12 protein-coding genes and 1 pseudogene are annotated in these 12,432 nt (G+C 68.3%); 8 read left to right on the top strand and 5 right to left on the bottom strand.

The window, feature by feature from the left end; genetic code table 11:
* Positions 1-37 precede the first annotated feature (37 nt).
* Positions 38-490, bottom strand: a pseudogene (locus tag ACUTAF_RS03620) (thiolase family protein); the annotation flags it as partial.
* Here ACUTAF_RS03620 and ACUTAF_RS03615 point away from each other — a divergent pair.
* Complete coding sequence (locus ACUTAF_RS03615; RefSeq protein WP_445578691.1) at positions 417-584, top strand: hypothetical protein; 168 nt, start codon at positions 417-419, stop codon at positions 582-584. The pseudogene ACUTAF_RS03620 and the gene ACUTAF_RS03615 overlap by 74 nt on opposite strands.
* Before the next feature lie 13 nt (positions 585-597).
* On the opposite strand, the gene ACUTAF_RS03610 is transcribed toward ACUTAF_RS03615, so the two are convergent.
* Together ACUTAF_RS03610 and ACUTAF_RS03605 are read right to left on the bottom strand one after the other, a co-directional pair.
* The gene (locus ACUTAF_RS03610) at positions 598-1,230 is read right to left on the bottom strand and encodes a response regulator (RefSeq protein WP_445578690.1); all 633 of its coding nucleotides are present in this window, start codon (positions 1,228-1,230) and stop codon (positions 598-600) included.
* Between the two features lie 20 nt (positions 1,231-1,250).
* Positions 1,251-2,612 carry a cache domain-containing protein gene (locus ACUTAF_RS03605; RefSeq protein ID WP_445578689.1) on the bottom strand — a complete coding sequence of 454 codons (1,362 nt, stop codon included), beginning with the start codon at positions 2,610-2,612 and terminating at the stop codon, positions 1,251-1,253.
* Between the two features lie 288 nt (positions 2,613-2,900).
* Between ACUTAF_RS03605 and ACUTAF_RS03600 the strand changes: the two genes are divergently transcribed.
* The 3 genes from ACUTAF_RS03600 (at position 2,901) to ACUTAF_RS03590 (ending at position 4,363) form a co-directional block, all read left to right on the top strand.
* The gene (locus ACUTAF_RS03600; RefSeq protein WP_445578688.1) at positions 2,901-3,410 is read left to right on the top strand and encodes a ferritin-like domain-containing protein; all 510 of its coding nucleotides are present in this window, start codon (positions 2,901-2,903) and stop codon (positions 3,408-3,410) included.
* A gap of 37 nt (positions 3,411-3,447) precedes the next feature.
* On the top strand, positions 3,448-3,681 hold the full coding sequence (locus tag ACUTAF_RS03595; RefSeq protein WP_445578687.1) for a DUF2061 domain-containing protein: 234 nt from the start codon (positions 3,448-3,450) through the stop codon (positions 3,679-3,681).
* Positions 3,682-3,772: 91 nt separating this feature from the next.
* Positions 3,773-4,363 (top strand): nucleotidyltransferase family protein, encoded by a 591-nt coding sequence (locus ACUTAF_RS03590; protein WP_445578686.1) that lies wholly within the window; start codon positions 3,773-3,775, stop codon positions 4,361-4,363.
* Here ACUTAF_RS03590 and ACUTAF_RS03585 read toward each other — a convergent pair.
* Positions 4,360-5,250, bottom strand: a complete 891-nt coding sequence (locus ACUTAF_RS03585; protein ID WP_445578685.1) for a LysR family transcriptional regulator — start codon at positions 5,248-5,250, stop codon at positions 4,360-4,362. The two genes, ACUTAF_RS03590 and ACUTAF_RS03585, sit on opposite strands and share 4 nt — an antisense overlap.
* A 103-nt stretch (positions 5,251-5,353) precedes the next feature.
* Here ACUTAF_RS03585 and ACUTAF_RS03580 point away from each other — a divergent pair, with 103 nt between their 5' ends.
* The 4 genes from ACUTAF_RS03580 to ACUTAF_RS03565 all read left to right on the top strand — a co-directional run bounded on the left by ACUTAF_RS03580 (position 5,354) and on the right by ACUTAF_RS03565 (position 9,576).
* On the top strand, positions 5,354-6,052 hold the full coding sequence (locus tag ACUTAF_RS03580) for a CoA transferase subunit A (protein WP_445578684.1): 699 nt from the start codon (positions 5,354-5,356) through the stop codon (positions 6,050-6,052).
* An 11-nt stretch (positions 6,053-6,063) separates the two neighbouring features.
* Positions 6,064-6,720 (top strand): CoA transferase subunit B, encoded by a 657-nt coding sequence (locus tag ACUTAF_RS03575; RefSeq protein WP_445578683.1) that lies wholly within the window; start codon positions 6,064-6,066, stop codon positions 6,718-6,720.
* Positions 6,721-6,859: 139 nt separating this feature from the next.
* Entirely contained in the window at positions 6,860-8,038 is a 1,179-nt protein-coding gene (locus tag ACUTAF_RS03570; protein WP_445578682.1) for an acetyl-CoA C-acetyltransferase, read from the top strand.
* Positions 8,039-8,232: 194 nt separating this feature from the next.
* Positions 8,233-9,576 carry a short-chain fatty acid transporter gene (locus ACUTAF_RS03565; RefSeq protein WP_445578681.1) on the top strand — a complete coding sequence of 448 codons (1,344 nt, stop codon included), beginning with the start codon at positions 8,233-8,235 and terminating at the stop codon, positions 9,574-9,576.
* A 120-nt stretch (positions 9,577-9,696) separates the two neighbouring features.
* Here ACUTAF_RS03565 and ACUTAF_RS03560 read toward each other — a convergent pair whose 3' ends face one another.
* Entirely contained in the window at positions 9,697-12,306 is a 2,610-nt protein-coding gene (locus ACUTAF_RS03560; protein ID WP_445578680.1) for a LuxR C-terminal-related transcriptional regulator, read from the bottom strand.
* Between the last annotated feature and the right edge of the window lie 126 nt (positions 12,307-12,432).

The raw sequence follows: 12,432 nt of genomic DNA, 5'->3' as shown, positions 1-12,432 counted from the left end.
GAGAGACGTGTGCTGTCTTGCAGTCAGTCGCAGGGGGCGCCATGCCCTGGCCGCCGCTGATGCAAGCCGCCGCCACGCCGTAGCGCGAGCCGGACTGACGCAGCTGTCGCGCCAGCGACAGGCACAGGCGCAGTCCCGTGGCCGCCTGCGGGAGGCCCAGGGCGATCGAACTGCCGTCGACGTTGAGCACCTCATCGGCCAGCTCCAGTTCGCGCTGCACAGCCGCCACCCGTTCGAAGCTGCGCAGGGCGTAGCGGTCGGCATCCTCGAGCGACACGCCATAGCGCCGCGCCAGGTTCTCCGCGGTGGCGATCATGTCGATGCCCGGTGCCGGGTCGTGCAGCGCCTCCCAGAGAAAGTCCTTGAACTCCACGCCAGCGCCCAGACGGAAACCGCCGAGATGGGTGTAGGCGGCGATGGGGTTGCGCGACATCGATTCGGCGGCCACGCACAGCGCCAGTTCGGCGCCCTGCTTCAAGCAACTGGCCGCGCAGAGCGACCTCGACTCGACCGACTCGTTCGACGCCGAGGAACGCGCGCAACCGCTGACGCTGCTGCGCAAGCTGTATCGGGAAAGCGCTTGAAGGTCGCCGCTGCTCAGATCGAGATCAGCCCCTGCTCCAGCGCGTATTTGACCAGCGCCGCCGAGGTGTCGATGTTGAGCTTGCGGCGGATGCTGAGACGGTAGGTTTCGACCGTGCGCACGCTGATGTCCAGCTCACGGGCCACTTCCTTGTTGTTCAGCCCCCTGGCGAGCATCGCCAGCACCTGCAGCTCGCGCGGGGTCAGTTCGATCTCCTCGCGGCTGCCGACGGCCAGCTTGCGGGCGAGTTCGGGGCTGTAGAAGCTGCCGCCGGCGACTATCGCCTCGATGGCGGCGACCAGCTCGGTGGACGGCGCGTTCTTCAGCACGTAGCCCAGCGCACCGGCCTTGATCGAGGTGCGCACGTATTCCTGATTGTCGTACATGCTCAGGATGAGGATCTTGATCCCTGGATACAGGTCGCACAGCCGGCGGGTCAGCTCCAGGCCGTTGATGTCCTTGAGCCCGATATCCACCAGCAGCAGATCCAGTTCGGTGCTGGCCACCAGCTCGAGCGCCTCGGCGCCGGATTCGGCCTGGGCCACCACCTGAAAATGCGGCCAGGCCGACAACAGGGACCTCACGCCGTCGCGCACTAGCACGTGGTCATCGATCAAGGCGATTCGAATGGATCGGGGAACGCTCATCGCAGCCTCTTGTTGTTTTTCTATGCGCGGCCCGTCCGGGCTCTTGGCGCGGGTATCTCGACCTGGAGTTCCGTATGCCCCGGCCGGGAGACGATGGCGAAGCTCCCGCCGTGATGCTCGACCCGCTCGCGGATGTTGCGCAGGCCGATGCCGGCGCTGCGTTCCAGCAGGCCGGGGTCGAAGCCGGTGCCGTTGTCCTGCACACGCAGGGCGATGCGCCGCCTGATCTTTGAAATCGAGATGAAAACGGCGCTGGCCTGCGAATGGCGCTCTATGTTGCCCAGCGCCTCCTGGATGATGCGAAACAGGGTAACGGAGAGGTCCTGATCCAGTTGGGCGACGTCCAGCCCGCATTGGTATTGCGTGCGAATGGCGGTGCGCTGTTCGAACTCGCGCACCAGTTGCTCGATGGCGGGCGACAGACCGAGGGTATCGAGCAGCGACGGGCGCAGGTCATGGGAGATACGGCGAATCTCGCCGATGGCCTCGCCCAGGCGCGCGGTACCCGTGCGCAGGTTATCCAATCCCGCGCTGCGCCCGTGCTCCAGCTCCACCCCGGCGAGTTCGAACTGGAACTTGATGGACACCAGTTGCTGGCTGATGCCGTCGTGCAGCTCGCGCGAGACCCGCGAGCGCTCCTCTTCCTGCAGATGAACGATGCGCCGGTTGAGCGCCGACAGCTTGCGGTCGGCCAGGCGATGCTCGGTGACGTTCAGCGTGAGCCCACCGGTAAACACCACCAGCACGGCGATCAGCGAGAAGGAGGCGATGGCCAGCATGGTGGTCAGCACGCCCTTGGCCACCTCCTGACGGGACTTGGAGGTGGCGACCTCGACATCCTCGATGTAGATGCCGGTACCCAGCATCCAGCCCCAGCGATCGAGCATCACCACGTACGACAGCTTGTCGGTCGCCTGCCCCGTGGAAGGCTTTTCCCAGCTGTAGAGCTGAAAGCCGTCGCCATTCTCGGCGCTGTCAAGCAGCGCCTGGATCACCGGCAGGCCGTTCCTGTCGCGCATGCCGATCAGCTCGCGCCCCACCAGTTCGGCCTGGCGCGGATGCATCAGGTTCTTGCCCTGGCGGTCGTAGACGAAGAAGTAGCCGTCCAGGCCGAAATTCGCCCGCGACAGGATGTGCAGGGCTTGCCGGCGCGCCTCGTCGTCATCGCGACCGCTGTCGTAGAGCGGCGCGATCAGGCTCACGGCCAGCGCCAGGTAGTTCTTCAGCTCGGCCTTCTTGGCCGCCATGATGCTGCTTTCCACCAGCCTGGCCTGCTCTTCTTCCAGCGTCCGGCTCTGGGCGAACACCAGGACGCAGATGAACAGCACCGAGACGATGAGCGGCAGCACGCTGAGGGTCAGAATCTTGTACTTGAGTTGCATCGTCGCCCGCCCGATCCGGCGCCTGAAAGCCGGAACTTTACACCTTCGCCGCGGCGAACCGTGCACCGATTCGCTCGCCGGCCAACGGGCTCGCACACACCTCGGTCGCCCGGGCCTGCAGAAGCGGATGCCTGCGTTAAGCGGTGGGAGTTGCTGGCGGCCGCCACCTCGGGCTGGATGCCGGCCCCGCGCCGCCTCGCTGAGCGGACCGCCCATCCAACTCCCTGAACTCGCATCGCCTTTCTCGCTTCACAACCAGTGTCATCTACCGAGAAAGGAGAAACGCCCATGGCCACCCCTCAAGACAACCTGCTGGACTGGCTGCGCGACGCGCACGCGATGGAGCAACAAGCGGAGAAGATGCTCGAGGCCCAGGCCGAGCGCCTGCAGCACTATCCCCAGCTGCGCGCGCGCATCGCGCAGCACATCGAAGAAACCCGCGGCCAACAGCAGCTGCTCGCATCCTGCCTGGAGCGGCTGGGCAGCAGCCCGTCGACGATCAAGGACCTGTCCGCCAAGCTGGTGGCCTTCGGCCAGGGGATGGCAGGCATGACGGTGAGCGACGAAGTGGTCAAGGGCGCCATGGCCGGCTACGTCTTCGAGCATATGGAAATCGCCTCCTACACCATCCTCATCGCCGCGGCCAAAGCGGTCGGAGACCTGCAGACGCAGCGTGCCTGCGAGCAGATCCTGCCGCAGGAGGTGGCCATGGCCGAATGGCTCCAGCAGCATCTGCCGGAGATCACCGAGGCGTTTCTGGCCCGTTCCGCCGCACCGGATACCCAGGCCAAGCGCTGAGCGAGGCGGGCAGCGTAGCGATCCGCGGCCATTGCAGATGCTGAAGACCCTGAGCTTTGCCGTCCTGCACTTCTCCATCGCCTTCAGCGTGGCCTATCTGCTCACCGGCGACCTGCTCACCGGTGGGCTGATAGCGCTGCTGGAACCCACCTGCAACACGCTGGCCTTCTACTTCCACGAAAGAGCCTGGCAACGCTTTGGCAAAGGCGCCCCACCCGGGCACGACGGCTGCGGCCATGGCGGCCAGCTGCGTTTTCTCAAACGGGACTGAGCGGTCGGCGGCAAACAAACCGAGGCACGAACGTTCCCGCCGCCGCGGCTTCCCGCCTATGCTTGAGCTCCCTGTACCACGAACCCGCCCCATGCCTGCGCCCGCCCCCTGCCCCGTCGCCGCCCTGATGCTCGCCGCCGGCTACAGCCGCCGCTTCGGCGCCGACAAGCGCCGCGCGACCCTGGCCGACGGCCGCTCGCTGCTGGCCGCCAGCCTGGCCCTGCCCTGCGCGGCGCTGGCGGAGGTGTGGCTGGTGCTGCGCCCGGACGAGACGCCCGCCGGGCTGGATCTGCCGACTGGCGTGCGCATCGTGCAGGATGCGGCCAGCGTGCAAGGCATGGGCCATAGCCTGGCCGCCGGGGCGCGGCGCCTGCTGGCCGAATCGCCGGCGCAGGCGCTGGCGATCTTTCTCGCCGATATGCCGTCGATTCGCCGCGACAGCCTCGACGCACTGCTGGCCCGCGCCGATGCCGAGCGCATCCTGCTGCCCAGCCATGGCGGCCGCCGCGGCCATCCGGTGCTGTTCGGCCGCCGCTTCTGGCCACAGCTCGCCGCGCTGAGCGGCGACGGCGGTGCCAGGCCGGTCATCCAGGGCAACCCCGACGCCGTGCAGATCATCGAGCTGGACGACCCCGGCGTGCTGCAGGACATCGATACCGTCGAGGATTGGCGCCGGCTTTAAACCTCCGCCCGTGCCTGGCGCAGCAGCACCTCGCTCAGCGCCTGCGCCGCGCTGGACAGCTGGTGCCCGGCCTGGTGCAGCAGGCCGACGCGGCGGGTGACCTGCGGCTCACTCAGCGGCAGGCAGCGCGCGCCCAGCTCCTCCATCTGTCGCCGGCACAGCTGCGGCACCGCGCTGACGCCGAGGCCTTCGGCGACCATGCGCCCCACCGTGACCAACTGGTGGCTCTCGAAGGCCACCGGCAGCTTGCCGTGGCTGGCCGTCACGCTGTCCTCCAGCAGCAGGCGCACCGCCGAGGGCCGCTGCAGGGTGATGAAAGGCTGCTCGAGCAACTGCGCCCAGCTCAGCGCGGGTTGCTCGGCCAGGGCGCTGGCCGCCGGCACCACGGCGACGAAGCGGTCGTCGTACAGCGGCGTGAACTGCAGGCCGTCGAGGGTCGCCGGCTCGAAGGCGATGCCCAGTTCGACGCGGCCGTCGCGCACCATCTCCATCACCTGTTCGTTGATCACGTCGTGCACCGCCACGCCGACCCGCGGATAGGCGTCGCGAAACGCGCGCAGCGCCGCCGGCAGGCGGTTGCCGGCGAACGAGGGCATGGCCGCCACCGCCACCTTGCCCAGCTGCAGGGTGAAGTGCTGGCGCAGCAGGTCCTCCGCGTTGTCCCAGTCGGCCAAAAGGCGCACGGCGATCGGCAGCAGCGTCTCGCCCTCGGGGGTCAGCGCCACGCTGCGGGTGGTGCGCACCAGCAACTGGCCGCCGAGCGACTGCTCCAGGTTCTTGATCGCCAGGCTCAGCGCCGGCTGCGACAGGTGCAGACGTTCGCAGGCCTGGGCGAAGCTCAGGCTCTGCGCCACGGCGAGGAAGGCGCGCAGCTGCTTGACGGTCATTGATTTGTTTTCCAGATCAAATGCGAGGAAAAACAAACTTAACAAATCACTCCCCAGAGCAGAAGCTTGGCCTCACCCCGGATAACAACAAGAGGCACCCAAGATGAGCGGACTCGACAAGCGCGTCGGCAGCTATGAAGAAGCCCTGGACGGCCTCCAGGACGGCATGACCGTGCTGGCCGGCGGCTTCGGCCTGTGCGGCATCCCCGAGAACCTGATCGAGGAGATCCGCCGCCGCGGCGTGCGCGACCTCACCGTGGTCTCCAACAACTGCGGCGTCGACGGCTTCGGCCTCGGCGTGCTGCTGGAAGACCGGCAGATCCGCAAGATGATCGCCTCCTACGTCGGCGAGAACGCGCTGTTCGAACAGCAGCTGCTGTCCGGCGAGCTGGAAGTCGAGCTGACCCCGCAGGGCACCCTGGCCGAGAAGCTGCGCGCCGGCGGCGCCGGCATCCCCGCTTTCTTCACCGCCACCGGCTACGGCACCCCGGTCGCCGAGGGCAAGGAGGCGCGCGAGATCAACGGCCGCCACTACATCCTCGAGCCGGCCATCACCGGCGACTTCGCCATCGTCAAAGGCTGGAAGGCCGACCACTTCGGCAACGTGGTCTACCGCCACACCGCGCAGAATTTCAACCCGATGGTGGCCAGCGCCGGGCGCATCACCGTGGTCGAGGTGGAGGAAATCGTCGAGCCTGGCGAACTGGACCCGACGCAGATCCACACCCCCGGCATCTACGTCGACCGACTGATCTGCGGCAGCTTCGAGAAACGCATCGAAAAACGCACCCTGCGCGCCTGAGGAGAACGACCATGGCTTTGACCCGTGAACAGATGGCCCAGCGCGTCGCCCGCGAACTGAAAGACGGCTACTACGTCAACCTCGGCATCGGCATCCCCACCCTGGTGGCCAACTACGTGCCCGAAGGCATGGCCGTGATGCTGCAGTCGGAGAACGGCCTGCTCGGCATGGGCGCCTTCCCCACCGAGGCCGAGGTGGACGCCGACATGATCAACGCCGGCAAGCAGACCGTCACCGCGATCAAGGGTGCATCGATCTTCAACTCGGCCGAATCCTTCGCCATGATCCGTGGCGGCCACGTCGACCTCACCGTGCTCGGCGCCTTCGAGGTGGACGTACGCGGCAACATCGCCTCGTGGATGATCCCCGGCAAGCTGGTCAAGGGCATGGGCGGCGCCATGGACCTGGTGGCCGGCGCCGACAACATCATCGTCACCATGACCCATGCCTCCAAGGACGGCGAGTCCAAGCTGCTGGAGCACTGCAGCCTGCCGCTGACCGGCTGCGGCTGCATCCGCAAGGTGCTGACCGACCTGGCCTACCTGGAGATCGAGAACAACGCCTTCGTCTTGCGCGAGCGTGCGCCGGGGGTGAGCGTCGAGGAGATAGTCGCCAAGACCGCCGGCAAGCTGATCGTCCCCGAGCACGTGCCGGAAATGAGCTTCTAAAGTTGTCTACCGTCTCGAAGGCGCCACCACGCACGGCGCCTTCGGGGCGTTTTTATTTGGCAATGTCGCTTGCCGCCTGTAGGAGCGAATTTTTTCGCGAAGCTGCTTCCGCCCTATCGAGCCAAGAGGAATTCCCCATATGCAAGATGTCGTCATAGTTGCCGCCACCCGCACCGCCATCGGCAGCTTCCAGGGCAGCCTGGCCGAGATTCCCGCGCCCGAACTCGGCGCCATCGTGATCAAGCGCCTGCTCGAGCAGACCGGCCTCGACGCCGCCCAGGTCGATGAAGTGATCCTCGGCCAGGTGCTCACCGCAGGCTCCGGGCAAAACCCCGCGCGTCAGGCGGCGATCAAAGCCGGCCTGCCGCATGCCGTGCCGGCCATGACCCTGAACAAGGTTTGCGGCTCGGGCCTCAAGGCCCTGCACCTGGCCACCCAGGCGATTCGCTGCGGCGACGCCGAGGTGGTGATCGCCGGCGGCATGGAGAATATGAGCCTGGCGCCCTATGTCTTACCGAAAGCCCGTACCGGCCTGCGCATGGGCCATGCGCAGCTGCAGGACAGCATGATCCTCGATGGCCTGTGGGATGCCTTCAACGACTTCCATATGGGCATCACCGCCGAGAACCTGGTGGACAAGTACGGGATTTCCCGCGAAGCCCAGGACGCCTTCGCCGCCGCCTCGCAGTTGAAGGCCTGCGCCGCCATCGAGGCCGGCCGCTTCGACAGCGAGATCGTTCCGGTGATGATCCCGCAGCGCAAGGGCGAGCCGCTGGCCTTCGCCCGCGACGAGCAGCCGCGCGCCGGTACCACGGCCGAGTCGCTGGGCAAGCTTAAAGCCGCGTTCAAGAAGGACGGCAGCGTCACCGCCGGCAACGCCTCCAGCCTTAACGACGGCGCCGCCGCAGTGCTGCTGATGAGCGCGGCCAAGGCGCAAGCGCTGGGCCTGCCGGTGCTGGCCAGGATCGCAGCCTACGCCAATGCCGGCGTCGACCCAGCGATCATGGGCATCGCCCCGGTCTCGGCCACCCGCCGCTGCCTGGACAAGGCCGGCTGGAACCTCGCCGAGCTGGACCTGATCGAAGCCAACGAGGCCTTCGCCGCCCAGGCCCTGGCGGTCGGCCAGGAGCTGGAGTGGGACGCGGCCAAGGTCAACGTCAACGGTGGCGCCATCGCCCTCGGCCACCCAATCGGCGCCTCGGGCTGCCGTGTGCTGGTCAGCCTGCTGCACGAGATGATCAGGCGCGACACCAGGAAGGGCCTGGCTACCCTGTGCATCGGCGGCGGCCAGGGCGTGGCGCTGGCCATCGAGCGCTGACGACGATCGCCCAGGGTGGATCGCGCTTTACCGATCCACCGCTGCGGTGGATGTAAGAAGCGACATCCACCCTACTGGCTACGCCAACCAGCTCGGCCTCGTGCCGGGCTTTGTCATTTCCACCCCCAGGCTCAGCCAACCGCCAATGCCTGGTCGCAAGCCCCGTTCACAACCATAAGAAAGAGGCGTCATCCATGTTCAACACCCTCACCCGCCTGAGCGTGAGCCTGGTACAGCGCTACCTGCCCTCGCCTTTCGTGTTTTCCGCCCTACTGACCCTGGCCGTGCTGGTCGCCGGGATGACTTCCACCGGCCAGTCGCTGCCAGCCATGGTCCAGCACTGGAGCGGCGGTTTCTGGACCCTGCTCGCCTTCGCCATGCAGATGGCGCTGATCTTCGTCACCGGCCACGCCCTGGCCAGCGCGCCGATCGTCAACCGCCAGCTCGACCGCCTGGCCGGCCTGGCCCGCACACCGGGCCAGGCGATCGTCATGGTCACCCTGGTGGCGCTGCTCGGCTGCTGGCTCAACTGGGGCTTCGGCCTGGTGATCGGCGCCGTGTTCGCCCGCGCCCTGGCGCGCCAGGTCAAGGGCGTCGACTACCCGCTGCTGGTGGCCTCGGCCTATTCGGGCTTCCTGGTCTGGCACGGCGGCCTGGCCGGCTCCATCCCGCTGTCGATGGCCAGCGGCGGCGCCGACCTGGCGCGCATCACCGCCGGCGTGCTGAGCGAGCCGGTGAGCATCAGCGAGACCCTGTTCAGCCCGCTGAACCTGACCATAGTCGCGCTGCTGGTGATCGGCCTGCCGCTGCTCAACCGCGCCATGCACCCGCGCCAGGACGCCAAGGTGGCCGATGCCGCCAAGCTGGTGGAATCCCACGCCGAATTGCCGGCGCGCGAGACTCCGGCGCAGCGCCTGGACGACAGCCGCATCCTCGGCCTGGCGCTGGTGGCCATGGCGGCGATCTACCTGTTCAACCACTTCGCCAGCAAGGGCTTCGTCCTCGGCCTCGACGTGGTGATCGCCATCTTCCTGTTCTGCGGTCTGCTGCTGCACGGCACCCCGGAGCGCTACATGCGCGCGGTGGACGAGAGCGTGCGCGGCATCGGCGGCATCGTCCTGCTGTTTCCCTTCTACGCCGGGATCATGGGCATGATGATGGGCGCCAACGCCGACGGCATCTCGCTCGGCCGGCAGATCACCGAGGCCTTCATCTCCTGGTCGTCGGCCGACACCTTCCCGCTGCTGGCCTTCCTCAGCGCCGGCGTGGTCAACGTCTTCGTGCCGTCCGGCGGCGGCCAGTGGGCGGTGCAGGGGCCGATCATGCTGCCGGCGGCGCAGGCCCTCGGCGTGTCGCCCACCGTCACCGCCATGGCGATCGCCTGGGGCGACGCCTGGACCAACATGGTCCAGCCGTTCTGGGCCCTGCCGCTGCTGGGCATCGTCGGCCTCGGCGCGCGCGACATCATGGGCTACTGCCTGATCATGCTGCTGTATTCGGGCGTGGTGATCTGCGGCGCCTTCTACCTGCTCGGCTGAGCAGGCAGCGAAGCCTTGTAGGATGGGCCGGGCGGCGATCCGCTTCAGCCCACCAGCGACGGCCGACAAGAGCTAGCCCACCCTGAAAGAGCGGGCATTCCCCACGCGGACATCTCGCCCTCAATCCCCCATCAAGCCCCAGGCCTTGGCCATCGCCACGGCCTGGGTGCGGCGCTGCACGCCGAGCTTGACGTTGATCCGCCGCGCATGGGTTTTGACCGTGTGCAGGGAGATGAACAGGCGGTCGGCGATCTCCTGGTTGGAACAGCCCTGGGCGATCAGCTCCAGCACCGCCAGCTCGCGTGAGCTGAGCAGGGCGCTCCCGGCGCTGGCCGGCCGATCCGCCGCTTGCACCGGCTCGAGCAGCCGCCGGTGCAGGCTGTGTCCCGCTTCGCCCGGCAGCAGAGGTTCGAGCCAGGCGCCCTGGCGCTGTTGCAACTCCTGCAGCGGACGCAGCAGGCGCAGACGGCGAGCCTCCTCCAGCGCCGCCATCAGCAGCGCCTCGCCCTCCTCCTCGCGCCCCTGCACCAGCAGGCTTTCCGCCAGGCTGACGCGGCACTCGCAGGCCAGGCTGCGATGGCCGGCCGAGTCGCACTCGTCGAGCAGCAAACGCAGGGCATGCTCGGCGGCGGCGCAATGGCCGAGCAGCAGGTCGCTGATCGCCAGGTAGCGACGCAGGCGCGGCAGCAGGTCGTAGAAACCCGAGGGTGCCAGCTGCTGGCGTTGCTGCAACTGCTGCAGGGTCTGCGCCAGCACCTCGCGCGCCCGTGCGGCCTGGCCCTGGCGCAGCAACAGGCGCCCCGCGCCAAGCTGCAGCACGCCGCGATAGCGCACCTCGGGTACGTGGCTCCACTGCATCGCCCGCTCGGCCTTCTGCAACCACTGGTAGGCCTCGTCGAATTCGCTGCGTCCCTCGGCCAGCTCCATCAGCCCGAGGTAGCCGCTGATGGTGTAGGCATCCTCGCAACCCTCGGCCTCCTGCAGGCCCTGTCGATAGGCGCACTGCGCCGGCTCGTCGAGTCCCTGGCGGGCCAGCAGGCCGGCGCGCAGCAGCAACAGGCGGCCGACCACCGGGCTGTGGCTGAGCTGGCCGCGCAGCAACTGCAGCGACTGCTCGACCAGCTCGGCGGCGCGCCCGGCCTCGCCCTGCATCTCCAGCAACAGGCCGTGGTCGGTGTTGAGCAGCGCCTCGTAGATCAGGCTGCCGTGCAGGCGCGCCAGGCGCAGGCCCTGATCGAGATGCAGGTGCGCCTGATCCAGGGCATTCTCGGCCAGGCTCTGCTGGGCCAGCGCCTGGTAGCAGAGGATGCGCTGCGACCAAGCGCTCTCGTCCAGCGCCTGCAGGGCTTCCAGACAGTGCTGGCGGGCGTCGCGCCTGCCGCACTGGCGCGCCAGCACCCCGGCCAGCGCCTGCCAGTGGGCGAGCAGCTTGCGCTGCCGACGCGCATCGGGCTGCGGCAGGAAATGCGCCAGCGCCTGCATGCTGGCGCTGGCCTCGTCGAAACGCGCACAGATGATAAGCGCCCAGGCCTGCAGCACGATCAGCCTGGGCGAGCTGGCGAACAGCCAGGCCGGCAGCTCCTCGCGCCACTGCAGGAACTGCGCGACCGACTGCCCCTGCAACAGCTGTTCCTGGCTGAAGCGCTGCAGGTAGTTGACCGCCACCTCGACCTGGCCGGCGTGCAGGGCATGCTCCACCGCCTCGCGGATATCGCCGTGGCGGGCGAACCACTGACAGGCGCGCACATGCACCGGCGCCTGGGCCGGGCCACCTGGCAGGCGCCGCAGCACCCCGGCCAGCGGACGCCACAGGCGGAACCAGGTGCCGCTGCTGTCCAGGCTGCGGACGAACAGCTGGCGCCGCCGCAGCTCGTCCAGCAGCTCGTCGCCGCGACCTTCCAGCAGGTGGCCACAGAGTTCGGCGGAGAAACGCGGCAGCAGCGCCAGGGCGCAGAAATCGTCGCGCTGCTCGGCGTCCAGGGTGTCCAGCACCTCGCGCTCGACATAGTCGCGCAGCAGCGCGCAGCCGGCCTGCAGGCGCTGGCGCACGGCGGCCTCGTCGGCATCGAGCAGCAGCAGGCGAATCGCCGCCAGCCAGCCCTCGCTGTGCAGCAGCAGATCCTCGCGGCAATCGCCGGCCAGCTCGAGTTGCAAGGCGGCGAGCAACGCGTCGAGCCCCTCGGCGTCCAGCGCCAGGTCCTCGCCCTGCAATTCCAGCAGATCGCCCTGCAGCAGCAGGCGCGGCAGGTTCCAGGCCGGCGCACGGCGGCTGGCGACCCACCAGGTGACCTGCGCCGGGGCGGCGGCGAACAGCCGATCGAAGCAGGCGTCCAGCTCGGTGTCGCTCTGGCGCGGGTAATCGTCGAGAAAGATCCACAGCCGTCCGCCCTGCTCGTGCAGCAACGCCAGCAAGGCGTCTTCCACCCCGCCGTGCGGCGCCGCACACTGCAACGCGGCGGCCAGGCGCGCCAGCAGCTGCGCCGGACTCAGGCGGCGGCCACCGAGGTCGAGCCAGATGCGGCGGGTGCCCGGCGGCATCAGGCGCGCGCACTGGCCGAGCAGTACGCTCTTGCCGGAGCCTGCCGGCGCGCACAACAGGCGCAGGCGCGCCTCGCTGGCGAGCAGGCGCTGGCTCAGGGCGATACGGGGAATGACGGCGGGCGGCAGCCGTGGCAAATCGGCAGGCTGCACCTGCGGCGCGGTGTGCCGCGCGATGGCGAGGGTCGGCATGGCAGCGGTTCTCTCTGCTTGTAATTGTGGAACCACGCGCCGATGGTACGCCCGCCGCGGCGCCGACTGCACCCCATCGGGCTTATGCCGAGAGATTCACGGGAACATGGCGGGTAGAAAGCACGA

The organism is Pseudomonas sp. SP16.1, assembly GCF_052682975.1.
The sequence above is the reverse complement of the archived record's forward strand: the minus strand, read 5'-3'. Positions and strand labels throughout refer to the sequence as shown.

Coding starts and splice junctions, on each gene's coding strand:
- ACUTAF_RS03615 (WP_445578691.1), top strand. CDS start 417: ATGGGGTTGCGCGACATCGATTCGGCGGCCACGCACAGCGCCAGTTCG.
- ACUTAF_RS03610 (WP_445578690.1), bottom strand. CDS start 1,230: ATGAGCGTTCCCCGATCCATTCGAATCGCCTTGATCGATGACCACGTG.
- ACUTAF_RS03605 (WP_445578689.1), bottom strand. CDS start 2,612: ATGCAACTCAAGTACAAGATTCTGACCCTCAGCGTGCTGCCGCTCATC.
- ACUTAF_RS03600 (WP_445578688.1), top strand. CDS start 2,901: ATGGCCACCCCTCAAGACAACCTGCTGGACTGGCTGCGCGACGCGCAC.
- ACUTAF_RS03595 (WP_445578687.1), top strand. CDS start 3,448: ATGCTGAAGACCCTGAGCTTTGCCGTCCTGCACTTCTCCATCGCCTTC.
- ACUTAF_RS03590 (WP_445578686.1), top strand. CDS start 3,773: ATGCCTGCGCCCGCCCCCTGCCCCGTCGCCGCCCTGATGCTCGCCGCC.
- ACUTAF_RS03585 (WP_445578685.1), bottom strand. CDS start 5,250: ATGACCGTCAAGCAGCTGCGCGCCTTCCTCGCCGTGGCGCAGAGCCTG.
- ACUTAF_RS03580 (WP_445578684.1), top strand. CDS start 5,354: ATGAGCGGACTCGACAAGCGCGTCGGCAGCTATGAAGAAGCCCTGGAC.
- ACUTAF_RS03575 (WP_445578683.1), top strand. CDS start 6,064: ATGGCTTTGACCCGTGAACAGATGGCCCAGCGCGTCGCCCGCGAACTG.
- ACUTAF_RS03570 (WP_445578682.1), top strand. CDS start 6,860: ATGCAAGATGTCGTCATAGTTGCCGCCACCCGCACCGCCATCGGCAGC.
- ACUTAF_RS03565 (WP_445578681.1), top strand. CDS start 8,233: ATGTTCAACACCCTCACCCGCCTGAGCGTGAGCCTGGTACAGCGCTAC.
- ACUTAF_RS03560 (WP_445578680.1), bottom strand. CDS start 12,306: ATGCCGACCCTCGCCATCGCGCGGCACACCGCGCCGCAGGTGCAGCCT.